This is a genomic window from Streptomyces sp. WY228, assembly GCF_019287315.1.
Taxonomy (GTDB): Bacteria; Actinomycetota; Actinomycetes; order Streptomycetales; family Streptomycetaceae; genus Streptomyces; species Streptomyces caviscabies.
Genome location: NZ_CP079114.1, coordinates 6,629,384 through 6,651,594 on the forward strand (window position 1 = coordinate 6,629,384; position 22,211 = coordinate 6,651,594).

A 22,211-nucleotide genomic window follows, 5' to 3' on the forward strand; every position below is an offset into this window, starting at 1 on the left:
GTCGCGCCCTCCGGCCGGGCTTCAGTTCACGTCGAGGATCTTGCCCACCAGCCGGGTCAGGGTCCGCCGCTCGGCGGCCGTCAGCGATCCGAAGGCCCGGTCCAGCAGCCGCGGCACCCCGCCCTCCGCCTCCGCCAGCGCCGGCCCCGCCTCCGGGGTGAGGGTCACCGCATAGGCCCGGCGGTCCCGGGGGTGACGCTCACGCCGTACGAGGCCGGAGTCCTCCAGCCCGTCGATGCAGCCGACCATCACGCTGCGGTCGATGCGCAACTGCTCGCTCAACTCCTGCTGGGAACAGGGGCCCACGTCGTTCAGCATCTTCAGCACCAGATGCTGGGCCACCGTCAGGCGGTGCCCGGACAACTCCTCGTCGACCGCGCGGGCCACCAGCGTCGTCGCCCGGCACAGTGCGATGTCGGGGCGCTCCCGCGCCAGCCGGGAGAAATACCGCTCGCGTTCGCCGCCCTCCGGATCCCGGCTCGGCGAGGTGGGGCGGGAAGGCTGTGCGGCGGTCATGACTGCTCCTCCTGCGGTCCAGGACGGCGGGCCATCCGGTGAGTCGAGATTGTCCGGTCCCAGAACGTTTTCGCTCTCCCCCAGCCTAGTGCCGCTTCCACACGCACTACGCACCTCCATGAGTCACGACTACGCTTTCCCGCAAGATTGTTTGGAGATAGATGAAAAGGAGCGCGGTAAACGATGTCGGATTCCCCCTTACCCGCGGTGGTCGGTCCGGAGAGCGCCATGGCGGAACGGCTCGCCCCCGGCGACCCGCGGTTGTCCTTCGACGGGATCGCCGGCTGGGAACGGGGCGGCGGCGACCACCACGCCGAGCTGCCGCTGCGGATGCCGGTGGACCGGCTCGCCACCGCGATGTCCGCCAACTTCTCCCGACTGGCCCGTACCACCGCCGGAGTCCGCTTCGCGGTCCGCGCGGACGCCTCCGAGCTGGAGCTGGAGGTGGAGAACGACCCCGGCGGCTCCCCGCTGGACGTCCGGGTCGACGGCGCCCTGGCCCACCGCTGGACGGGCGGCCCCGGACGCCACCGCATCGCCTTCCCGCTGCCCGGCGCGGGCGGCGGCCCCGCCGAAGTGGAGGTCTGGCTCCCGCATCTGAGCGTCACCCGGATCGCGGCGGTGACCCTGCGCGGCCACCGGCAGCTGCTCGCGGTGGAGCGCACCGGCCGCCGCCTGCTGGTCCACGGAAGCTCACTCACCCACTGCATGTACGCCGCCGGGCCCTCGGAGAGCTGGCCCGCCCTGGTCGCGGCCGGGCGCGGCTGGCGGCTGCGCAACCTCGGGTTCGCGGGGGAGGCGTACCTCGATCCGCTGGTGGCCCGGATCATCCGGGACACCCCGGCGGACCTGATCACCCTGGAACTCGGCATCAACGCCCATATCCGGGGCGCGTTCACCGCCCGGAGCTGGGGCCCGGCCGTCTGCGGGTTCCTGGAGACCATCCGCGACGGCCACCCGCACACCCCGGTCGTGGTGCTCACCCCGCTCTCCTCGCCCGAGCGCGAACGGGCCGTCAACAGCGCCGGGCTGACGCTGGAGGACACCCGGTCCCTGGCCGCCGAGGCGGTGCGGGTGCTGCAACGGCTGGGCGACCGCGCTCTCCATCTGCTGGACGGGTCGGCCATCGCGCCCGTGGCGGACGCCGGAAGGCTGTACGCGGACGGCCTCCACCCCACGGCCGCGGGGGAGTACGTGCTCGCGGACCGGATCGGCGCGGAACTCGCGAACATCCCGCCGGCCCCGGAGCCCGCCCCCGGGACCGGCGGGAACGCCCCCGCGGCCGAGTCCGGCCGTACGGGCTGAGCGGGGCGGGCCTGCCGATCGCGCCTGAGCGGGCCGGGCCGGCCGAACCGCCCGAGCCCGTAAGCCCCACCGGCCCGGAGCCCGTAAACCCCACTGCCCCCGCCGCCCTCCCGCCGTCTACCAGGCGTCCCAGTGCGCGATCTGCTCCGCCGCCACCCGCGTCCCCGGCCGGAAATCCGTGCCGATGGTGTGCGCGAGCGGGATCAGCGCGGCCTGGAGCACCGTCTCGTACGGGATACCGAGCAGCTCGGCGGCCTCCTTCTCGTAGTGCAGGTGCGGGGTGGTCCAGGCGGTGCCGAGCCCCCGGGAGCGGGCGGCCAGCATGAACTGCCAGACGGCCGGGAGGATCGACCCCCAGGTGTTGGCCTGCCCGACGTGCGAACCGTTCTCGTGCCGGCCCTGGACCCGGATGCACGGGACGAGCAGCACCGGCACCTCGTGCAGATGGTCGTAGAGGTACTGGGCGCTGTCCGCGATCCGCTGCCCGCGCACCGGATCGCCCCGGTTCACCCCGTCCCTGACGACCTGCTGGCGGGGCCGGGCGAGCCCCAGCCGGTACAGGTCCGCCAGTGCGGCCCGCTTCCCGGGGTCGGTGACCAGGACGAAGTCCCAGCGCTGCCGGTTGCGGCCGGTGGGGGCCTGGGCGGCGAGCCGGAGGCACTCCTCGATCAGCTCGCGTTCCACCGGCCGGGCCAGATCGAGGCGTTTGCGCACCGCCCGGGTGGTGGACAGCACTTCATCGGCGGTGAGGTCGAGCGGGGGCATGGTGCTCCGTCCGTTCAAGGGCGTTCGCGTCGAAGGGTTCGTGGCACGGGACCCGACGGTACGGATTATTGATTTGCTGGTCAATCATCTGTCAGAAGATTAAATGTTGCGCGATTGTGTCGCTTCCCGGTTTTTGGGAGAGGGTGAGGGGGGTCCGGTTGGAGCTCCGGTCCGGCTGGCTTAGGCTTGCCTAACCTTCATTGCTCGGCCAAACCCTGAGGACCCTCCATGCTCGGCTTCACCCGCGTGCGTCGCCACACCCTCGCCGCCACGGCCACCACCGTCGCCCTCGCCGTCGCCCTGGTCGGCTGCTCCTCGGAGGACGGCGGCGACAAGAAGGAGGACGAGGCGGCCGTCACGATCAAGAGCTCGCTCGGCACCGCGACGATCAAGGGCAAGCCCGAGCGCATCGTCACCCTCGGGCAGGGCTCCGCCGAGACCGCGATAGCCCTCGGCCAGACCCCGGTCGGCATCGAGAGCTACCCGTGGGGCAGCGACAAGTCCGGCTACCTGCCGTGGATCAACGAGGCCGTGAAGAAGTCCGGCGACAAGCTCCCCAAGCAGTTCACGGGCGGCGAGGAGATCGACTTCGAGGCGATCACCGAGCTGGAGCCGGACGTCATCCTGGCCCCCTGGTCGGGCATCACGCAGAAGCAGTACGACGTCCTCAAGGACATCGCCCCCACGGTCGCCTACCCGGACCAGGCGTGGAGCACCGACTGGGACCAGCAGATGGACATCATCGGCAAGGCGCTCGGCCGGACGAAGGACACCGACGCCCTCAAGAAGAAGATCGAGAAGCAGCTCGCCGACGCCGCGGCCACCCGGCCGAACTACAAGGACGTCACCTTCTCCTACATCTACAACTCCGGCCCCGGCACCCTCGGCGTCTTCAAGCCCGAGGAGCAGCGCGTCAAGATGGTCTCCTCGCTCGGCCTGAAGGTCGACCCGGTCGTCAACGGCTTCAAGGAGACCCCCGGCACCGACTCGGCCCTCATCGGCCTGGAGAACGCCGAGAAGCTCAAGGACAGCGACCTGATCTTCACGTTCTACACGGACGAGAAGAACCGCAAGGAGATCGAGGGCCAGAAGCTGTACGGCGCGATCCCCGCGATCAAGAAGGGCGCCGTCGTCGCGAGCGACGACAACTCCTTCGTCACCGCCTCCTCGATCATCAACCCGCTGACCGTGCCCTGGACGATCGAGCGCTACCTGCCGATCATCGACCAGGCCGTCAAGACCGCCGGCAAGTAACCCCGGCCGGGTATCCGGAAGACCAGGGCCACCAGGCACACTCCACTCCCATGGCAACCACCACGGTCGCACCGCCGAGCGGCGCCGGTACCTCCCGTACCGGCGCCGCTCGGACGGCGTTCCTCCTGCTCCTCGGGCTGGTCGCGCTGGCCATCGCGCTCTGCGCGAGCGTCATGTTCGGCAGCCGCTCCACCTCGTTCGGCGATGTGCTCGACGTCCTGCGCGGCAGCGCCGACCCGAACATCACCGTCATCATCGAGAGCCGCTACCCCCGCACCGTCCTCGGTGTTCTCGCCGGACTCTGCCTCGCGGTCGCGGGCACCCTCATGCAGGGCGTCTCGCGCAACCCGCTGGCGGAACCGGGCCTCCTCGGCATCAACGCCGGAGCCTCCGCGAGCATCGTCGCCGCGACCGCCTGGCTCGGGGCCTCCGGCGCCACCGACACCATGTGGTGGGCGCTGCCCGGAGCGCTGGCCGCCGGAGTCCTCGTCCATGTCATCGGCTCCGCCGGTACGGGGACGAGCGTGGTGCGCCTGGTGCTCGCCGGGGCCGTGCTCACCGCCGTGCTCATGGCGTTCATCCAGGCGGTGACGCTCAGCAAGCCGCAGGTCTTCGACAGCTACCGCTACTGGGTCGTCGGGGCCCTCGGCGGCCGGGACTTCGACGTGTTCTGGTCCGTCCTGCCCTTCGCCGCCGTCGGCTTCCTGCTCGCCCTCGCCCTCGGCCCCGGCCTCAACGCCCTGGCCCTGGGCGACGCGACCGCCGTCGCCCTCGGCTCGCACCCCGGGCGCACCCGGGGCGGCGGACTGCTCGCCGCCACCCTGCTCAGCGCCGCCGCGACGGCGGCCGTCGGCCCGATCGCCTTCGTCGGCCTCGCCGTCCCGCACGTCGTACGGGCCCTGGCCGGCGTCGACTTCCGCGTCCAGATCCTCTTCTCCGCCCTGCTGGGCCCCACCCTCCTGCTCTTCGCGGACGTGGTGGGCCGGGTCGTCATGCGCCCCACCGAACTCATGGTCGGCGTCGTCACCGCCTTCATCGGCGCACCCGCGCTGCTCATCGCCGTACGCAGGATGAGGGGCACCTCATGACCGTCACCGACCGCACCGTCACCGACCGGGCCACCCGTGTCCGCACGGCCCCCCGCGGCTATCTGGTCATCGGCCGCACCGTGGCGATACCGATGCGCCGGGCCTCCGTGGTCGCCGGCGCCGGGCTCCTCGTCCTCCTCCTCGCGGCCGCCGTCACGACGCTGACCTGGGGACGCCTCGGCATCGACCTCGCCGACCTGCCCGCCGCACTGCTCGGCGACGCCGAGGGCAAGGACCGGTTCGTCTTCAACCGGCTGCGCGGCCCCCGCCTCACCGTCGCCATCGGGGTCGGCGCGGCGCTCGGCCTGTCCGGCGCGCTGTTCCAGTCCGTCACCCGCAACCCGCTCGGCAGCCCCGACGTCATCGGGCTCTCCGCCGGAGCGGGCGCGGGCGCGGCGTTCTGCGCGCTGATGTTCCCCGGCACCGTCCCGGTCCCCGTCGGCGCGCTCATCGGCGCGATCCTCGCGATGGCCCTCGTGTACGTCTCCACCGGCACCGGTTTCCGTAACCCCGCCCGGCTCGTCATCGCCGGGATCGGGGTCGCCGCGATGGGCGCGGCCGTCACCCAGTACGTCGTCTACGCCCTCGAACGCGACAAGGCCTCCGTCCTCACCGCCTACGTCAACGGCAGCCTGACGGCCCGCTCCTGGACCGACGCCACCACCGTCTGGCTGGTCCTGCTCGCCGCCACCCTGCCGGCCGCCCTGATCTCCCGGCGGCTCGACATCGGCGAGATGGGCGACGACATCGCCGAGGGGCTCGGCTCCGAACCGAAGAAGGCCAAGACCCTCGCCGTGCTCCTGGCCATCGCCCTCTCGGCCGCCGCGGTCAGCGTCTCGGGACCCATCGCCTTCATCGCCCTGACCGCGCCGCAGATCGCCAAACGCCTCACCCGCTCCTCCTCCGGTCCGCATCTGCTGCTCTCCGCCCTCACCGGCGGTCTGCTGCTGGTGCTCGCGGACCTTTGCTCACAGCAGCTGGCCCTCTTCGACGATCTGCCGGTCGGGATCTACACCATGGCCATCGGCGGCGCCTACCTCGGCTACCTGCTGGTACGGGAGTGGCGCAAGGGCGTGCTCTGAGGGCCCGGCATGCCGAACGCAGCGGCACTCTCGTCCCTCGTCGAGGACCACGACCCGATCGGCGCAGGTCACGGTGGACGGCCGGCGACAGGGCTTCGGGCGTTCCGTGGAAGGGAGTTCACCCGGGAGGCGGGGGCCGGGAGCCGCGCCGCGGCGGTGACGACTGGTCACGTACAGGTTCGTCGACCATACTGCCCGCCGTGGAGCAGAGCATAGATTCGAACAAGAAGCCCGAGTTCGCCGCAGGCACCGACCCGGCGTTCATCCCCCTGCCCGGACTGGCGGCGCCCGTCGCGACCCGGAAGCCCGAAGCGGAATCGGAGGACGGTCCGGAGGACGCCGCTCCGGAGTCGGGATCGGACGCGGTGTCGGAATCGGCGTCGGAGTCGGAGTCGGACCGCGACGACGCGTCCGGGGCGGCGGCCGCGGAGGCCGAGGCCGATGCGGACACGGAGGCGGAAGCGGCCGCGGACGCCGCCGAAGCGGAGGACGGGGCCGAGGGCGACGAGGCCGAGGAGGGCCCCGTATTCGAGGTCAGCGACCGGCGCGGTTCGATCCGGGTGGCCCGGGAAGGCGTCCGGTTCCGGCTGGACGACCAGGAGGCCGAGTTCGGCTGGGACGAGATCGGGGCCGTGGAGACCACCCCGGCCCGTTTCGGCCGCAGGTTCACGGTCACCGTCCACCTCTCGACCCGCCGCTGGTTCAACGCCGAGGTCGAGGCGGCGAGCCGCGGTGAGCTCAAGGGCTGGCCGGCCGAGCTGGACAAGGTCCTGGACGCCTATTTCGAGGAGTGAGGCCTACGTCGGGTCCGGAGCGGTCGTGCGTGAGACGCCCCCTCGGGGGCGTCTCGTCGACCGGACGGCCAGGACGGCCAGGGTGAACCAGGGCAGTTCGGGCAGCGCCTCCGTGCCGCCCCGAGCCGAGCCCTTCCGTGCCGAGCCCTGCCGTCAGGGGCGTCCACGCTTGCGGCCCCGGACGCGCAGCACGACGTAACCGGCCAGGGCGACGACGGCCAGCGCCAGCACGGCCTTGGACACGACGCCGACGTACGCCCCGACCACGTCCCACTGGTCGCCGAGCCAGTATCCGGCCATCACCAGCACGGTGTTCCACACCAGGCTCCCCGTCGCCGTCAGCGCCACGAACACCGGCAGCGACATGCGCTCCACGCCCGCGGGCACCGAGATCAGACTCCGGAACACCGGCACCATCCGGCCCAGCAGGACGGCCTTGGTGCCGTGCCGGGCGAACCACGCCTCCGTCCGCAGCAGGTCGGACGACGTGACCAGCGGCAGCTTCGCCCACCAGGCGTGCATCCGCTGCCGGCCGAACACGGCCCCGATCCCGTACAGGACCACCGCCCCGACGACCGAGCCGAGCGTCGTCCAGAACAGGGCCGAGGCGATGCTGAGCACGCCCTGCGAGGCGGCGAACCCGGTCAGCGGCAGGATGATCTCGCTGGGCAGCGGTGGAAACACGTTCTCCAGCGCGATGGCCGCACCCGCGCCGGGCCCGCCGAACGTCTCGACGAGACCGGCGGCCCAGCCGGCGATACCCCCCTGAGGCTCCGGGCCGGCCGACAGCTCCCGGGCCGCTGACAGGGTCAGGTGCATGTGTCCATGGTCCCTCAGGCCCAGTCGAGCACCACCGAACGGCTCAGGTGGCGCGGCAGGTCCGGGTCGAGCCCCTGTGCGGCCGCGCGGGCGAGGGCGAGACGCTGTACGCGTACGAGGTCGGCGAGCGGGTCGAGGGCGTCGTCCACCCACCGGGCGCCCGTCGCGCGCACCTGATCCGCCAGCCCTTCGGGGGCCTCGCCGAACATCCAGGTCGCGGTGCCGGCGGTGGAGATGCTGATGGGCCCGTGGCGGTACTCCATCGCGGGGTAGGACTCGGTCCAGGAGAGCGACGCCTCCTTCATCTTCAACGCCGCCTCATGGGCCAGACCGACCGTCCACCCCCGGCCGAGGAAGGAGAACTGGGTGCTCCGCAGCAGCTCTTCGGGCAGCGGCTCGGCGAGCGCGGTCTCCGCGTCGGCGACCACGGAATCGGAGTGCAGGCCGAGGTGGGCCCGCAGCAGGGTGAGGGCGGTCGTGGCGAAACGCGTCTGCACGACGGACCGTTCGTCGGCGAAGTCCAGGACGACGAGATCGTCGGCCGCCGCCCTGACCGGAGTCTCCGGGTCCGCCGTGACGGCCACCGTGCGGCAGGTGCCGTGCAGCCGGTCGAGCAGCGCCAGCACCTCGGTCGTGGTCCCCGAGCGGGTCAGTGCGACGACCCGGTCGTAGCCGCGTCCGAAGGGGAACTCGGAGGCGGCGAAGGCGTCCGACTCGCCCTGGCCCGAGCCCTCGCGGAGCCCGGCGTAGGCCTGCGCCATGTAGAAGGAGGTACCGCAGCCGACGACCGCGATCCGCTCGCCCGCGACGGGCAGGGCTGCGGCCTCGGGGCCGTCCGCCAGGGCGGCGGCGCGCCGCCAGCATGCGGGCTGACTGGCTGTCTCGGTCTCGGCATACGACACGTCTGCACTCCACGGGAACGAGGTGGACCACGGGAAAGGGGCCGATGAAGCCCGCATGTAGAATTCTGCACGTTACATGCAGTTATCGAGCAAAAACAAGCAAGGTGCAGGTGGGTGAGGGGCCCGCGAGAGGCCCTGTGCGACGCTTGCGGCGGTCCGGCCACCGGCGACCGCGTTCCCGCGAAACGCGGTGCCCGCGCCGGACGGTGAGGAGACGCTCTTGTCCAGGGACGCCCGGTGGGACGCGCTGCTGGAACTGGTCGGCAAGCACGGCAGGGTGGACGTCGAGGAAGCGGCGACGGCGCTCGACGTCTCGGCCGCCACCATCCGCCGCGATCTGGATCAGCTGGCCGAACAGCATCTGCTCACCCGGACCAGGGGCGGCGCGGTCGCGCACGGGGTCTCCTACGAACTGGCGCTCCGTTACAAGACGGGCCGTCACGCCCCGGAGAAGCAGGCCATCGGCCGCGCGGTCTCCGGCCTCGTCGCCGTCGGCGAGGTGGTCGGCCTGACCGGCGGGACGACCGTGACCGAGGTGGCCAGGGCGCTGGCGGTGCGCCAGGACATCGTGGGCGAGCCGACGGCGGCGGGCGGACATCCGACGCTGACCGTGGTGACCAACGCCCTCAACATCGCGAGCGAGCTGGCGATCCGGCCGCAGATCAAGATGGTCGTGACGGGCGGGGTCGCGAGGCCCCAGTCGTACGAACTGACGGGCCCGCTCGCCGTCGGCGTGATGAACGAGATCACCCTGGACGTCGCCGTCCTCGGGGTGAACGCCATCGACATCGAACGCGGCGCGTACGTCCACCACGAGGGCGAGGCCAGCGTCAACCGGCTGCTCGCGGAACAGGCCCAGCGGGTGGTGGTGGCGGCCGACTCGTCGAAGATCGGGAAGCGGGCCTTCGCCCGAGTCTGCGACCTCGGACTGGTCGACGTCCTGGTCACCGACTCCAACATCGCGGCGGAGGCCAGGGACCGGTTCGGCGAGGCCGGGGTTCAGGTCATCGCGGTCTGAACCGGCGTCCGTCGGGTACGGGAAGCGCCAGGTGCCGGATGGTCGGGGCCGCCTGCGGGAACCGGATGCGACACGGGTGGGAACCGGAAGCGATACGGGTGAGTACCGGAAGTGACACAGAGGCCGACTTCGCCGTGTCGTTGGTACGCCGAACGGGTGAGGGACGAGAGGATTGCCCGATGAACAGTGAGTGCAGCCGGCGGCGACCCGACCGGCTCGACGACGGGGTGGCCGCGTGAGCAGGTACGACAGGTACGACAGATACGACGCCACCGACGAACAGTGGGAGGGGCTCGCCCAGGTCGTACCGCTGCGCGGCCGCGACGAGTGGCCGTCCCGGATCGACCACCGCACCGTCCCGGACGAGCGCGCCGCCGAACAGCGCCGCCTCGTCGTGCTGCGGGTGCAGGTCTTCGCGGACGCGCGCGAGGTCGCCGAGTACCTGGTCGCCCAGGTGCCGGTGCTGCTCGACCTGACGGCGGCGGAAACGGACGTGGCCAAGCGGATTCTCGACTTCAGCAGCGGTGTGGTCTTCGGCCTCGGCAGCGGCATGCACCGCGTCGACCGCAATGTCTTCCTGCTCGCGCCGGTCGGCATGGAGGTCGAGGGGGTCACGCCCGCGGGTATCGCCCACTCGTAGGAAGCGGCAGTCGGGGCGGCAGCCGGCTCGGACCGCCGCCCCCGGCCGCGCACATGCCGCCGCTGCCGCGGGCGGGCGAGGGGGCGCTGTCGGTGGCCGGTGATAGACCTGGGGCTGTGACGGACATCGATGTGGCAGAACTCCAGCGGCGGCTGGCCGCGTTCGCGGCGGCGCGGGACTGGGGGCAGTACCACACCCCGAAGAACCTGGCGGCAGCGCTCAGCGTCGAAGCCTCGGAACTGCTGGAGATCTTCCAGTGGCTGACGCCCGAACAGTCGGCGCGGATCATGGAGAAGCCCGAATCGGCCCACCGGGTCGCCGACGAGGTGGCGGACGTGCTCGCCTATCTCCTGCAGTTCTGCGAGGTGTTGGGCATCGATCCGACGGCGGCGCTGGCGGACAAGATCGAGCGGAACGAGAAGCGATTCCCCGTGCCGGGCGCTCCGGAACTCCGCGATCGTCACTCTTCGGAGTGATCGAGATATCCACATTCGACTTCCTGTCCACAGATTTCCGATTTCCTCTGGCCTTACGGTGCTGTCTACCTCACTGTGGGTAATGAATGAGGTGAGCGGGTTTTCGTACGGACGGGGGAGACACATGGAAGCGGAGCGACTCATCGAGGCGGGTCGGCGGGCTCTGGCGGTCAGCCGGGGCGCGCTGGACGTCATGGCGGAGGCCTGGCAGGCACAGGCGCTCGCCCGGGCCATCGGCAGCCGGCTGGCGCTGGACGGCCCGGTGGAATTACGGAGCGAGGCGCGGGCGCTGGGGGAGATCGGCGCCGGATGCTCGGCGCTGGACCATCCGTCGGTGCTCTCCGGCGGGGCCAGGGCGGCCCAGTTGTCCGGGATCGCCGAGGTGCGGCCGGCCCTGGCCGGGCTCGCGCTGTTGCTCGGCGAGGCCGGGATCGCGCTGGTCGGGGTGGCCTGCGACACGGGGGAGGACGGTCTGTACTGGCAGTGCATCGAGGCCATGGACGCGGCCGACGAATCACTGGACCGTGTGCACGGGATGCTGAGACGGCTGGCGGAGCGGGAGAGGGAGCGCGACGGCCCCTACGGCGGCATACGCGGCCCCGCGCCGTCGGCGGCGGGGCCCTGAGGAGCCCGGGGGAGAGGTGGAGATATCGGGGGGCCCGGCCGGGCCGGTCAGGAGGACCGGGAGTCGGAGAGGCAGGATGGAGGCATGGATCTTCGCATTTTCACCGAGCCCCAGCAGGGGGCCGACTACGACACCTTGCTCACCGTCGCCAAGGCCGCCGAGGACCTGGGCTTCGACGCCTTCTACCGCTCTGACCACTATCTCCGCATGGGCTCCGGCGACGGTCTGCCCGGACCGACGGACGCCTGGATCACCCTGGCCGGGCTGGCGCGCGAGACCCGGCGGATCCGGCTCGGCACGCTGATGACCGCCGGCACGTTCCGGCTTCCGGGGGTGCTGGCCATCCAGGTCGCCCAGGTCGACCAGATGTCCGGCGGCCGGATCGAACTGGGCCTGGGGGCAGGCTGGTTCGAGGAGGAGCACAAGGCCTACGGCATTCCGTTCCCGAAGGAGAAGTTCGGCCGCCTGGAGGAGCAGCTCGCGATCGTCACCGGCCTGTGGGCGACGGAGGTCGGCAAGACCTTCAGCTATGACGGGACCTACTACCAGCTCACCGACTCGCCCGCGCTGCCCAAGCCCGCCCAGGCCAAGGTGCCCGTCCTGATCGGTGGCCACGGTGCGACGCGCACGCCGCGGCTCGCCGCGCAGTACGCCGACGAGTTCAACATCCCGTTCGCCTCGCTGGAGGACAGCGAGAAGCAGTTCGGCCGGGTCCGGGCCGCCGCGCAGGCGCACGGGCGCTCACCGGACGACCTCGTGTACTCCAACGCGCTGATCGTCTGCACCGGCAAGGACGACGCCGAGGTCGCCCGCCGGGCGGCGGCCATCGGCCGGGACGTGGAGGAGCTCAAGGCGAACGGGCTTGCGGGGTCGCCCGCCGAGGTCGTCGACAAGATCGGCCGCTACGGGGCGATCGGCTCGTCGAGGATCTATCTCCAGGTCCTCGACCTCGACGACCTGGACCATCTGGAACTGATCTCCTCGCAGATCCAGTCCCAGCTGACCTGACCTGACCTGACCTGATCCGACCCGAACGAAGGAGGAGGCGGCCGTGAGTACGGGCAGCACGCTCGTTGAGGCACTGGACGCCGGGCCCGTCCTGCTGGACGGCGGGCTCTCCAACCAACTGGAGGCGCAGGGCTGCGATCTGTCCGACGCGCTCTGGTCGGCCCGGCTGCTGGCCGACGCGCCGGAACAGATCGAGGCCGCTCACCTCGCCTACCTCCGGGCCGGGGCGCAGGTGCTCATCACGGCCAGCTATCAGGCCACCTACGAAGGGTTCGGGCGGTACGGGATCGACCGGGCCGGGGCCGACGCCCTGCTCGCCCGCAGCGTGGAGCTGGCCCGGGGCGCCGCCGCCGCGGCGCGCCGGGCCGGACCCGGGCGGCGGACCTGGGTCGCCGCGTCCGTCGGGCCGTACGGGGCGATGCTCGCGGACGGCAGCGAGTATCGGGGGCGCTACGGGCTGAGCGTCCGGGAGCTGGAGCGCTTCCACCGCCCCCGGGTGGCGGCGCTGGCCGCCGCCGGGCCCGACGCCCTGGCGCTGGAGACGGTGCCGGACCTGGACGAGGCCGAGGCGCTCGTCCGGGTGGCCGAGGAGACCGGACTGCCGTACTGGCTCTCCTACAGCGTGGCGGGCGGCCGGACCCGGGCCGGCCAGCCGTTGGAGGAGGCGTTCGCGGTGGCGGCGGGGCGGGCGTCCGCCCTCGCGGTCGGGGTCAACTGCTGCGAGCCGGAGGAAGCGGGGGAGGCCGTGGAGCAGGCGGTGGCGGTCACGGGCAGGCCCGCCGTGGTCTATCCGAACAGCGGGGAGGGCTGGGACGCCGGAGCGCGCGGGTGGACCGGGCGCTCCACCTTCGACCCCGGGCGGGTGCGGGCCTGGACCGCGGCCGGGGCCCGGCTGGTCGGGGGCTGCTGCCGGGTGGGGCCGGACCTGATCACGGAGCTGGCCGGGCGGCTGGAGAGCTAAGGGAGTTCAGAGCTCCCCGGGGGCGTCGCGGGGGTGTCCTGGGGCGCGGCGAAAATGCCTGGTGGGGGCAGGGGGTGAGGATCATACTCGGACAGGTGTTCCTGACAATCGGTACGACCGGCACCCCTGAACGTCCCGCCACGGACCTGGGCTTCCTGCTGCACAAGCATCCCGACAAGGCGCAGACGTTCTCCACCTCGCACGGCACGGCGCACGTCTTCTACCCCGAGGCGTCCGCCGAGCGCTGCACGGCCGCACTCCTGCTGGAGGTGGATCCGGTGGCGCTGGTGCGGCGCGGCAAGGGCAAGGGCCGGGGAGGAGCGCCCGACGCGGCGCTCGCGCAGTATGTCAACGACCGCCCCTACGCGGCGTCCTCGCTGCTTTCGGTCGCGCTCTCGGCCGTGTTCAAGTCCGCGCTCGGCGGTGTCTGCCGGGCCATGCCGGAGCGGGCCGCACGTCCGTTGCCGCTGCGGATCGAGGTGCCCGCCCTGCCGGCCCGGGGCGGCGCCGAGCTGGTGCACAAGCTGTTCGCGCCGCTCGGCTGGGAGCGGGTCGAGGTCACGGCCGTACCACTGGACGAGCAGTTCCCCGCGTGGGGCGACTCGCGCTATGTACGTCTGGTCCTGGAGGGCGAGTTGCGGCTCGCGGACGCGCTGCGGCAGCTCTACGTCCTGCTGCCGGTGCTCGACGACGCCAAGCACTACTGGGTCGCGCCCGACGAGGTGGACAAACTGCTGCGGGCCGGGGAGGGCTGGCTGGCCGACCACCCCGAGCGGACGCTGATCACCCGGCGCTATCTGTCCCGGCGCTGGGGGCTCACCCGCCAGGCCGAACAGGCCCTGGAGCTGGTCCGGCTCGCCGAGTCGGACGACCTCGACGTGGAGAGCGTCGACAACGCGGTGGACGAGCACACCGACACCGAGGAGAAGCCGGTGCCGCTCGCCGCGCAGCGGCGCACCGCGATCCTCGACGCGCTGCGCGCCGCAGGGGCGAGCCGGGTGCTCGACCTCGGCTGCGGTCAGGGCCAGTTGGTGCAGGCGCTCCTCAAGGACGTGCGTTTCACCGAGATCGTGGGCGTGGACGTCTCGATGCGCGCCCTCACCATCGCCTCGCGCAGGCTGAAGCTGGACCGGATGGGAGAGCGTCAGGCGGACCGGGTCACCCTGCGGCAGGGTTCGCTGACCTACACCGACAAGCGGCTGGCGGGGTACGACGCGGCCGTGCTCAGCGAGGTCGTCGAGCATCTGGACCTGCCCCGGCTGCCCGCCCTGGAGTACGCGGTGTTCGGCGCGGCACGACCGGGGACCGTGCTCGTGACCACACCGAACGTCGAGTACAACGTCCGCTGGGAGACCCTTCCGGCCGGACACGCCCGGCACGGGGACCACCGCTTCGAATGGACCCGGGCCGAATTCCGGGACTGGGCCGGGCAGGTCGCCGAACGGCACGGCTACACCGTCCGGTACGAGCCGGTCGGGCCGGACGACCCCGAGGTGGGGCCGCCGACCCAGATGGCCGTGTTCACCCGCACCACCGAGCAGGCCGGCAAGGCCGGCAAGACAGCGCAGAGCGAGAAGAAGAAGGAGGCGGAAGCCGCATGAACAACGAACACAGCACGACCGGCGCGGAGGCCGCCGAGACCGCGCCGACCGCGCAGACCGCCGAGACCGTCGGCCGGGCCACCGCCGCCGCCCCGGGCCCCGTGCGCACCCTGCCGGTGACCGACCTCTCCCTCGTCGTCCTCATCGGTGCCAGCGGATCGGGCAAGTCCACCTTCGCCCGCAAGCACTTCAAGCCGACCGAGGTCATCTCCTCGGACTTCTGCCGGGGCCTGGTCGCCGACGACGAGAACGACCAGAGCGCCAGCCGCGACGCCTTCGACGTGCTGCACTACATCGCCGGCAAGCGCCTGGAGGCCGGGCGGCTCACCGTGATCGACGCGACCAGCGTCCAGTCCGAGAGTCGCAAGCAGCTCGTCCAGCTGGCCCGGAAGTACGACGTCCTGCCCATCGCCATCGTCCTCGACCTCCCCGAGGAGGTCTGCGCCGCGCGCAACGCGGCCCGCCCCGACCGGGCCTCCATGCCGCGCCACGTCATCCAGCGGCACCGCCGAGAGCTGCGGCGTTCCCTGCGCGGCCTGGAACGCGAGGGCTTCCGCAAGGTGCACGTCCTGCGCACCGAGGAGGAGGCCGAGAGCGCCGAAGTCGTCCTGGAGCGCCGCTTCAACGACCTGCGCCACCTCACCGGCCCGTTCGACATCATCGGGGACGTCCACGGCTGCCGCTCCGAGCTGGACACCCTGCTCGGCACGCTCGGTTACGTGGACGGCGCCCACCCCGAAGGGCGTACCGCCGTCTTCGTCGGCGACCTCGTCGACCGGGGCCCCGACAGCCCCGGCGTGCTGCGCCGCGTCATGTCCATGGTGGCGTCGGGCAACGCCCTCTGCGTTCCCGGCAACCACGAGAACAAGCTCGGCCGCTATCTCGCGGGCCGCAAGGTCCAGCTCACCCACGGACTCGCCGAGACCGTCGAGCAGATGGAGCGCGAGGACGCCGAGCACCCCGAGTTCCGGGGGCAGGTGCGGGAGTTCATCGACGGGCTCGTCAGCCACTACGTCCTGGACGAGGGCAAGCTGGTGGTCTGTCACGCCGGGCTGCCCGAGAAGTACCACGGCCGTACCTCCGGCCGGGTCCGCTCGCACGCGCTGTACGGGGACACGACGGGGGAGACCGACGAGTTCGGCCTGCCCGTGCGCTACCCGTGGGCCGAGGAGTACCGGGGCCGCGCCACCGTGGTCTACGGCCACACCCCGGTGCCCAGCACCTCCTGGATCAACAACACCATCTGCCTGGACACCGGGGCCGTCTTCGGCGGGAAGATGACCGCCCTGCGCTGGCCGGAGCGCGAACTCGTCGACGTACCCGCCGAGAAGGTCTGGTACGAGCCGGCCAAGCCGCTGGTCACCGAGGCGCCCGGGGGGCGGGAGGGCCGGCCGCTGGACCTCGCCGACGTGCAGGGCCGCCGGGTCGTGGAGACCCGGCACCTGGGGCGTGTCGCCGTGCGCGAGGAGAACGCCGCCGCCGCGCTGGAAGTGATGAGCCGGTTCGCCGTCGACCCGCAGCTCCTTCCGTACCTCCCGCCCACCATGGCTCCCACCGCCACCTCCCGCGAGGACGGCTTCCTGGAGCACCCGGCCGAGGCCTTCGCGCAGTACGCCGCCGACGGTGTGGAGCGGGTCGTGTGCGAGGAGAAGCACATGGGTTCCCGGGCCGTCGCCCTGGTCTGCAAGGACGCGGAGGCGGCGACCGCGCGCTTCGGCACGACCGGACCCACCGGCGCGCTGTACACCCGCACCGGTCGCCCCTTCCTGGACGACCCGGCCATGACCGAAGCGGTCCTGGACCGGCTCCGTACCGCCGTCACCGCCGCCGGGCTCTGGGCGGAGTGGGACACCGACTGGGTGCTCCTGGACGCCGAACTGATGCCGTGGTCGCTCAAGGCCGGCGGGCTGCTGCGCTCGCAGTACGCCGCCGTCGGAGCGGCCTCCGGCGCGGTCTTCCCGACGGCCGTCGCCGCCCTGGAGCAGGCGGTGGCCCGGGGCATCGAGGTGGCGGAGCTCACCGGGCGTCAGCAGGACCGGGCCCACGACGCTGCCGCGTTCACCGAGGCCTACCGACGCTACTGCTGGACCACCGAAGGGCTGGACGGGGTGCGCCTGGCCCCGTTCCAGATCCTCGCCGTCCAGGGCCGCTCGCTGGCCGGCGTCCCGCACGACGAGCAGCTCGCCTGGCTGGACCGGCTGGTGGAGCACGACCCGACCGGGCTGCTCCAGGTCACCCGCCGGCTCGTCGTCGACACCGGCGACGAGGACTCCGTGCGCTCCGGTGTCGACTGGTGGCTGGAGATGACCGGGCGCGGCGGCGAGGGCATGGTCGTCAAGCCGCTCGGCGCCCTCGTCCGGGACGCCAAGGGCCGACTCGTCCAGCCCGGCATCAAGGTGCGCGGCCGGGAGTATCTCCGCATCATCTACGGCCCCGAGTACACCCGTCCCGAGAATCTGGAGCGGCTGCGCTCCCGGTTCCTCGGCCACAAGCGCTCGCTGGCGCTCCGGGAGTACGCACTGGGCCTGGAGGCGCTGGACCGGCTGGCGGAGGGCGAGCCGCTGTGGCGGGTCCACGAGGCGGTGTTCGCCGTCCTGGCCCTGGAGTCGGAGCCGGTGGACCCGCGGCTCTGAACGAACCGATGAGCGATTCGCCGGGTGAACGGCGCTCCGCGCGGTGAGGATGAAGGCATGGGATTCCATGTCGACTCCGAAGCCGGGCGGCTGCGCCGCGTCATACTGCACCGCCCCGATCTGGAGCTGAAGCGGCTCACCCCCAGGAACAAGGACGCGCTCCTGTTCGACGACGTCCTGTGGGTGCGCCGCGCCCGGGAGGAGCACGACGGGTTCGCCGATGTGCTCCGCGACCGCGGGGTCGCGGTGCACCTCTTCGGCGATCTCCTGCGCGAGTCGCTCGACATCCCGGTCGCCCGGCGGCTCGTGCTGGACCGGGTCTTCGACGAGAAGGAGTACGGCCCGCTCGCCACCGAGCATCTGCGGGCCGCCTTCGAGGAGTTGTCCTCGGAGGAGCTGGCGGAGGCGCTGGTCGGCGGGATGACCAAGCGGGAGTTCCTGGAGCGGCACAGCGAGCCGACCTCGGTCCGCTTCCATGTGATGGACCTGGACGACTTCCTGCTGGGCCCGCTGCCCAACCACCTCTTCACCCGCGACACCTCGGCGTGGATCTACGACGGGGTCTCCATCAACGCGATGCGCTGGCCGGCCCGGCAGCGCGAGACCGTCCACTTCGAGGCCATCTACCGCCACCACCCGCTCTTCACCGGCTCGGAGGCGGGCGCCTTCCACCACTGGTCGGAGGGCCAGGACGACTATCCCTCGACCATCGAGGGCGGTGACGTCCTGGTCATCGGGCAGGGCGCGGTCCTGATCGGGATGAGCGAGCGCACCACCCCGCAGGCGGTGGAGATGCTGGCCCGGGGCCTCTTCGACGCCGGTTCGGCGCGCACGATCGTGGCGCTCGACATGCCGAAGGCCCGCGCGTTCATGCACCTGGACACGGTGATGACGATGGTCGACGGCGACACGTTCACCCAGTACGCCGGTCTCGGCATGCTCCGCTCGTACACCATCGAGCCCGGCAGCGGCCCCCGGGAGCTGAAGGTCACCGACCATCCGCCCGAGCACATGCACCGCGCCATCGCCGCCGCCCTCGGCCTCGACTCCATCCGGGTGCTCACCGCCACCCAGGACGTCCACGCGGCCGAGCGCGAGCAGTGGGACGACGGCTGCAACGTCCTCGCGGTCGAGCCCGGTGTGGTCGTCGCGTACGAGCGCAACGCCACGACCAACACCTATCTGCGCAAGCAGGGCATCGAGGTCATCGAGATCCGGGGCAGCGAGCTGGGCCGGGGGCGTGGCGGGCCGCGCTGTATGAGCTGCCCGGTCGAGCGGGACCCGGTGGCATGAGGGGCCGCCGGAACGCGCCCCTCTGCCCCTGTATAGGAATGCGGTGAGTCGTATAGACTTCCAGTTCTGCCGCGCGCAGTGCGCCGATCCCCGCCCGAACCAGGAGCAGTCATCATGGCCATAGACCTCACCGGCCGCCACTTCCTCAAGGAGCTGGACTTCACCTCCGAGGAGTTTCTCGGCCTGGTCTCGCTGGCCGCCGAGCTCAAGGCGGCCAAGAAGGCCGGGGCCGAGGTCCAGCGGCTGGGCGGGAAGAACATCGCGCTGATCTTCGAGAAGACCTCGACGCGTACGCGCTGCGCGTTCGAGGTTGCCGCCGCCGACCAGGGCGCCTCCACCACCTACCTCGACCCCTCGGGCTCCCAGATGGGCCACAAGGAGTCCGTGAAGGACACCGCCCGGGTGCTCGGCCGGATGTTCGACGGGATCGAGTACCGGGGCGACAGTCAGCAGGCCGTCGAGGAGCTGGCCGCGTACGGCGGGGTGCCGGTCTTCAACGGGCTCACCGACGACTGGCACCCCACCCAGATGCTCGCCGACGTGCTCACCATGGCCGAGCACGGTGACGGGCCCGTCACGGAGGCGGCCTTCGCCTACCTCGGCGACGCCCGCTTCAACATGGGCAACTCCTACCTGGTCACCGGCGCCCTGCTCGGCCTGGACGTCAGGATCGTCGCCCCCGAGAGCTACTGGCCGGACGAGGCCGTCGTGGCGCGGGCCCGGAAGCTCGCCGAGGTCAGCGGTGCGACGATCACCCTCACCGCCGACGTCGCCGAAGGCGTGCGGGGCGCCGACTTCGTCGCCACCGACGTCTGGGTGTCGATGGGGGAGCCCAAGGAGGTGTGGGCCGAGCGCATCGCCGCGCTCTCCCCGTACGCCGTGACGATGGACGTCCTGCGGGCCACCGGCAACCCGGACGTGAAGTTCCTGCACTGTCTGCCCGCCTTCCACGACCTCGGCACCCAGGTGGGCCGGGACATCCACGCCCGCTACGGGCTGACCGAGCTGGAGGTCAGCGACGAGGTCTTCGAGTCCGCGCACTCGGTCGTCTTCGATCAGGCGGAGAACCGGATGCACACCATCAAGGCCGTGCTGGTGGCCACGCTGGCCGGGAAGTAGCCCCGCCCGCACGCGGGCCCGGTACGGATCCGGGGCGGCGGTGCGTACGGACACGGGGCGGCGGTTCGCATGCTCATACACCCGATTGGGTGAACATGCGTACTGGTGGCTACGATGTCGGCTCTTGGTGGGGTTCGGACCCGGGGGAGACCCCCTGCGGGGCCCGAGCCCCTTGGTGCGTGTCCGGCGGACACGCCCTACCTGTGCCGCCGCCCGCCGGCGCACGGGCCGTCCCCCCACTGCACCACCAGAGATGAGAACGTCCGCATGAGCACCGGTCTGCCGCGATCCGGCACCCCGAAGCCCTCCGGCCCCCACCCGTCGGGCCTGCGCCGCAAGAGCCCCGAGCAGCTCATCGCCGAATCCGGCGGCGACCTGGAGGGCCACGGCCTCAAGCGCACGATGGGCCTCTTCCAGCTCGTCTGCTTCGGCGTCGGCGCGATCGTCGGCACCGGCATCTTCGTCGGGCTGTCCGACAGTGTCGCCGAGGCCGGACCCGCCGTCGTGATCTCGTTCGTCCTCGCGGCGATCACCTGCATCTTCACGGCCCTGTCCTTCGCGGAGCTCGGCAGCGCCATCCCGGTTTCCGGAAGCTCCTACTCCTTCGCGTACGCGGCGCTCGGCGAGCGCACCGCCTTCCTCGTCGGCTGGTGCCTGCTGCTGGAGTACGGCGTCTCGGTCTCCGCCGTGGCGGTGGGCTGGAGCCAGTACGTCAACGAGCTGCTGAACAGTCTGATCGGCTGGGAGCTCCCCGAGGCCCTGTCCTCCGGGCCCGGCGACGGCGGAGTGATCAACCTGCCCGCGGTCGTCGTGATCGCCATGGCCGCCACCCTGCTGGTGCGCGGCGTCCGCGAGAGCGCCACCGCGACCGCCGCCATGGCGGTCCTCAAGATCGGCATCCTGATCGCGTTCTGCGCCGTGGCGTTCAGCGCGTTCCAGGACGACAACCTCATGCCGTTCGCCACCCACGGGCTCGGCGGGATCACCGCCGGCGCGTCGCTCGCGTTCTTCTCCTACATCGGCTTCGACGCCATCACCACCGCCGGCGAAGAGGTCAAGAACCCCCGCCGGAACATTCCGATCGCCATCCTGATCTGCATCGGCGTCGTCACCCTGCTCTACTGCGCGGTGGCGCTCTCGGCCATCGGCGCGATCGGCTCGGACGCCGTGGCCAACAAGAGCGCCGCTCTCTCGATCGCCGTCAACGAGGTCACCGACTCCTCGGTCGGCGGCGGCATCATCGCCTTCGGCGCGGTCGTCGCCATCGCCTCGGTGGTGCTCGCCGTGATGTACGGGCAGACCCGCATCCTGATGTCGATGTCCCGCGACGGGCTCATCCCGCGCGTCTTCGAACGGGTCTCCCCCAAGACCCACACGCCGGTCGTCAACACCTGGATCGTCGCCTGCGTCTTCGCGGTCCCGGCCGCGTTCGTCTCGCTCGACGTCGTCGTGAACCTGACGACCATCGGCACGCTCGCCACCATGGTCGCCGTCAATGTCGCGGTGGTCGTGCTGCGCCGCCGCAACCCCGAGCTGAAGCGGACCTTCCGGGTGCCGCTCTACCCGGTCAGCCCGCTGCTGGGCGTTGTGTTCTGCCTGTATCTGATGTACGGGACCGGCTGGACGACCTGGGTCCAGTTCGCGGTCTTCCTGGCCGTCGGCTCGCTGCTCTACGCCGGCTACGGCCGCAAGCGCTCCCGGCTGGTCAGCTCCCCGGCGACGGACCCGGCTGCGCCGGTATCGCCGGAAGTGTGAACCACACGGCCTTGCCGTGCTCCGTGGTGCGGTGACCGCACGCGGAGCTGAGGGTCCGGATCAGCAGCAGGCCGCGGCCGTGCTCCTGCCAGGGATCGACCTCACAGCCCGGCTGCGGCCGGGAGAGGTCGCCCGGCGGGGCGGGGTCGCGGTCGTGCACCTCGACCTGGCAGCCGGTGGGCAGCAGCTCCACGACCAGCTCGATGGGCTCGCCGCCCCGCGTGTGCTCGACCGCGTTGGCCACCAGCTCGGCGGTCAGCAGCTCGGCGGTGTCGCTGTCGGCCGGGGCGTCGATGTCCGACAGCGCCGTACGGACGAGAGCACGCGCGATCGGCACGGCCGCGGTGGAGTGCGGCAGGGCGATGCGCCAGGAGGCGGGAACGGGGACGTCGGGCGGCACGGCAGGGTTTCCGTTCGGGAGCGGGTCTTCCTGAGCGGGAGGTCTCGGCTCTCGGGTACGCGTCGTGCGGGGTTCACGTCGTACTCGTGTCGGGACTTCCTGGATTCAACCTTACGAACCGCTCCGGTCCAGCCATAGAGGCGGTCGGCCGGAGCAA

General features: G+C 71.7%; 21 protein-coding genes. 16 read left to right on the top strand and 5 right to left on the bottom strand.

Features of this window, described 5'->3' with window-relative positions:
- Positions 1-21: 21 nt before the first annotated feature.
- Positions 22-516, bottom strand: coding sequence for a MarR family winged helix-turn-helix transcriptional regulator (locus KV381_RS29035; RefSeq protein WP_218786697.1), 495 nt, complete (start codon positions 514-516; stop codon positions 22-24).
- A gap of 183 nt (positions 517-699) precedes the next feature.
- Here KV381_RS29035 and KV381_RS29040 point away from each other — a divergent pair, with 183 nt between their 5' ends.
- Positions 700-1,821, top strand: a complete 1,122-nt coding sequence (locus KV381_RS29040) for a GDSL-type esterase/lipase family protein (protein WP_256995168.1) — start codon at positions 700-702, stop codon at positions 1,819-1,821.
- A gap of 117 nt (positions 1,822-1,938) precedes the next feature.
- Here the strand turns inward: KV381_RS29040 and KV381_RS29045 are convergent, their stop codons facing one another.
- Positions 1,939-2,586, bottom strand: coding sequence for a nitroreductase family protein (locus KV381_RS29045; protein ID WP_218786698.1), 648 nt, complete (start codon positions 2,584-2,586; stop codon positions 1,939-1,941).
- A gap of 228 nt (positions 2,587-2,814) precedes the next feature.
- Here KV381_RS29045 and KV381_RS29050 point away from each other — a divergent pair, with 228 nt between their 5' ends.
- The 4 genes from KV381_RS29050 to KV381_RS29065 all read left to right on the top strand — a co-directional run bounded on the left by KV381_RS29050 (position 2,815) and on the right by KV381_RS29065 (position 6,804).
- Complete coding sequence (locus KV381_RS29050) at positions 2,815-3,840, top strand: iron-siderophore ABC transporter substrate-binding protein (RefSeq protein ID WP_030631582.1); 1,026 nt, start codon at positions 2,815-2,817, stop codon at positions 3,838-3,840.
- 50 nt (positions 3,841-3,890) lie between these two features.
- A complete protein-coding gene (locus tag KV381_RS29055; RefSeq protein WP_030631585.1) occupies positions 3,891-4,928 on the top strand; it encodes an iron ABC transporter permease in 1,038 nt (345 codons plus the stop codon).
- Positions 4,925-6,010 (top strand): iron chelate uptake ABC transporter family permease subunit, encoded by a 1,086-nt coding sequence (locus KV381_RS29060; protein ID WP_030079901.1) that lies wholly within the window; start codon positions 4,925-4,927, stop codon positions 6,008-6,010. Before KV381_RS29055 ends, KV381_RS29060 begins: the two co-directional genes overlap by 4 nt.
- 200 nt (positions 6,011-6,210) lie before the next feature.
- Positions 6,211-6,804: a hypothetical protein gene (locus tag KV381_RS29065; protein WP_030079899.1), complete on the top strand. Its 594-nt coding sequence runs from the start codon at positions 6,211-6,213 to the stop codon at positions 6,802-6,804.
- 153 nt (positions 6,805-6,957) lie between these two features.
- On the opposite strand, the gene KV381_RS29070 is transcribed toward KV381_RS29065, so the two are convergent.
- Together KV381_RS29070 and KV381_RS29075 are read right to left on the bottom strand one after the other, a co-directional pair.
- Positions 6,958-7,623, bottom strand: a complete 666-nt coding sequence (locus KV381_RS29070) for a DedA family protein (RefSeq protein ID WP_030079897.1) — start codon at positions 7,621-7,623, stop codon at positions 6,958-6,960.
- Between the two features lie 14 nt (positions 7,624-7,637).
- A complete protein-coding gene (locus tag KV381_RS29075; RefSeq protein ID WP_030631589.1) occupies positions 7,638-8,525 on the bottom strand; it encodes an SIS domain-containing protein in 888 nt (295 codons plus the stop codon).
- A gap of 220 nt (positions 8,526-8,745) precedes the next feature.
- Between KV381_RS29075 and KV381_RS29080 the strand changes: the two genes are divergently transcribed.
- From KV381_RS29080 to KV381_RS29130, 11 genes are all read left to right on the top strand, one after another.
- Positions 8,746-9,543 (top strand): DeoR/GlpR family DNA-binding transcription regulator, encoded by a 798-nt coding sequence (locus KV381_RS29080; RefSeq protein WP_218786699.1) that lies wholly within the window; start codon positions 8,746-8,748, stop codon positions 9,541-9,543.
- A 235-nt stretch (positions 9,544-9,778) separates the two neighbouring features.
- Positions 9,779-10,183, top strand: a complete 405-nt coding sequence (locus KV381_RS29085) for a cell division protein SepF (protein WP_030079892.1) — start codon at positions 9,779-9,781, stop codon at positions 10,181-10,183.
- A 116-nt stretch (positions 10,184-10,299) separates the two neighbouring features.
- A complete protein-coding gene (locus tag KV381_RS29090) occupies positions 10,300-10,659 on the top strand; it encodes a nucleotide pyrophosphohydrolase (RefSeq protein WP_256995169.1) in 360 nt (119 codons plus the stop codon).
- A gap of 124 nt (positions 10,660-10,783) precedes the next feature.
- Positions 10,784-11,284: a DUF6099 family protein gene (locus tag KV381_RS29095; RefSeq protein ID WP_193462878.1), complete on the top strand. Its 501-nt coding sequence runs from the start codon at positions 10,784-10,786 to the stop codon at positions 11,282-11,284.
- Between the two features lie 84 nt (positions 11,285-11,368).
- On the top strand, positions 11,369-12,292 hold the full coding sequence (locus KV381_RS29100) for an LLM class F420-dependent oxidoreductase (RefSeq protein ID WP_030079886.1): 924 nt from the start codon (positions 11,369-11,371) through the stop codon (positions 12,290-12,292).
- A gap of 43 nt (positions 12,293-12,335) precedes the next feature.
- Positions 12,336-13,253, top strand: a complete 918-nt coding sequence (mmuM, locus tag KV381_RS29105; protein ID WP_193462879.1) for a homocysteine S-methyltransferase — start codon at positions 12,336-12,338, stop codon at positions 13,251-13,253.
- Positions 13,254-13,348: 95 nt separating this feature from the next.
- Entirely contained in the window at positions 13,349-14,854 is a 1,506-nt protein-coding gene (locus tag KV381_RS29110) for a 3' terminal RNA ribose 2'-O-methyltransferase Hen1 (protein ID WP_103536811.1), read from the top strand.
- Positions 14,851-17,487 carry a polynucleotide kinase-phosphatase gene (locus KV381_RS29115; RefSeq protein WP_230543530.1) on the top strand — a complete coding sequence of 879 codons (2,637 nt, stop codon included), beginning with the start codon at positions 14,851-14,853 and terminating at the stop codon, positions 17,485-17,487. The genes KV381_RS29110 and KV381_RS29115 overlap by 4 nt, the downstream gene beginning before the upstream one ends.
- A gap of 57 nt (positions 17,488-17,544) precedes the next feature.
- Positions 17,545-18,780 carry an arginine deiminase gene (locus KV381_RS29120; RefSeq protein ID WP_030079877.1) on the top strand — a complete coding sequence of 412 codons (1,236 nt, stop codon included), beginning with the start codon at positions 17,545-17,547 and terminating at the stop codon, positions 18,778-18,780.
- A 114-nt stretch (positions 18,781-18,894) separates the two neighbouring features.
- Entirely contained in the window at positions 18,895-19,899 is a 1,005-nt protein-coding gene (gene argF / locus KV381_RS29125) for an ornithine carbamoyltransferase (protein ID WP_030079875.1), read from the top strand.
- A gap of 267 nt (positions 19,900-20,166) precedes the next feature.
- Positions 20,167-21,654 (top strand): amino acid permease, encoded by a 1,488-nt coding sequence (locus KV381_RS29130; RefSeq protein WP_030631615.1) that lies wholly within the window; start codon positions 20,167-20,169, stop codon positions 21,652-21,654.
- Here KV381_RS29130 and KV381_RS29135 read toward each other — a convergent pair.
- A complete protein-coding gene (locus KV381_RS29135) occupies positions 21,605-22,054 on the bottom strand; it encodes an ATP-binding protein (RefSeq protein ID WP_030079871.1) in 450 nt (149 codons plus the stop codon). The two genes, KV381_RS29130 and KV381_RS29135, sit on opposite strands and share 50 nt — an antisense overlap.
- Between the last annotated feature and the right edge of the window lie 157 nt (positions 22,055-22,211).

Coding starts and splice junctions, on each gene's coding strand:
- KV381_RS29045 (WP_218786698.1), bottom strand. CDS start 2,586: ATGCCCCCGCTCGACCTCACCGCCGATGAAGTGCTGTCCACCACCCGG.
- KV381_RS29115 (WP_230543530.1), top strand. CDS start 14,851: ATGAACAACGAACACAGCACGACCGGCGCGGAGGCCGCCGAGACCGCG.
- KV381_RS29095 (WP_193462878.1), top strand. CDS start 10,784: ATGGAAGCGGAGCGACTCATCGAGGCGGGTCGGCGGGCTCTGGCGGTC.
- KV381_RS29050 (WP_030631582.1), top strand. CDS start 2,815: ATGCTCGGCTTCACCCGCGTGCGTCGCCACACCCTCGCCGCCACGGCC.
- KV381_RS29040 (WP_256995168.1), top strand. CDS start 700: ATGTCGGATTCCCCCTTACCCGCGGTGGTCGGTCCGGAGAGCGCCATG.
- KV381_RS29130 (WP_030631615.1), top strand. CDS start 20,167: ATGAGCACCGGTCTGCCGCGATCCGGCACCCCGAAGCCCTCCGGCCCC.
- KV381_RS29060 (WP_030079901.1), top strand. CDS start 4,925: ATGACCGTCACCGACCGCACCGTCACCGACCGGGCCACCCGTGTCCGC.
- KV381_RS29070 (WP_030079897.1), bottom strand. CDS start 7,623: ATGCACCTGACCCTGTCAGCGGCCCGGGAGCTGTCGGCCGGCCCGGAG.
- argF (WP_030079875.1), top strand. CDS start 18,895: ATGGCCATAGACCTCACCGGCCGCCACTTCCTCAAGGAGCTGGACTTC.
- KV381_RS29120 (WP_030079877.1), top strand. CDS start 17,545: ATGGGATTCCATGTCGACTCCGAAGCCGGGCGGCTGCGCCGCGTCATA.
- KV381_RS29100 (WP_030079886.1), top strand. CDS start 11,369: ATGGATCTTCGCATTTTCACCGAGCCCCAGCAGGGGGCCGACTACGAC.
- KV381_RS29055 (WP_030631585.1), top strand. CDS start 3,891: ATGGCAACCACCACGGTCGCACCGCCGAGCGGCGCCGGTACCTCCCGT.
- KV381_RS29035 (WP_218786697.1), bottom strand. CDS start 516: ATGACCGCCGCACAGCCTTCCCGCCCCACCTCGCCGAGCCGGGATCCG.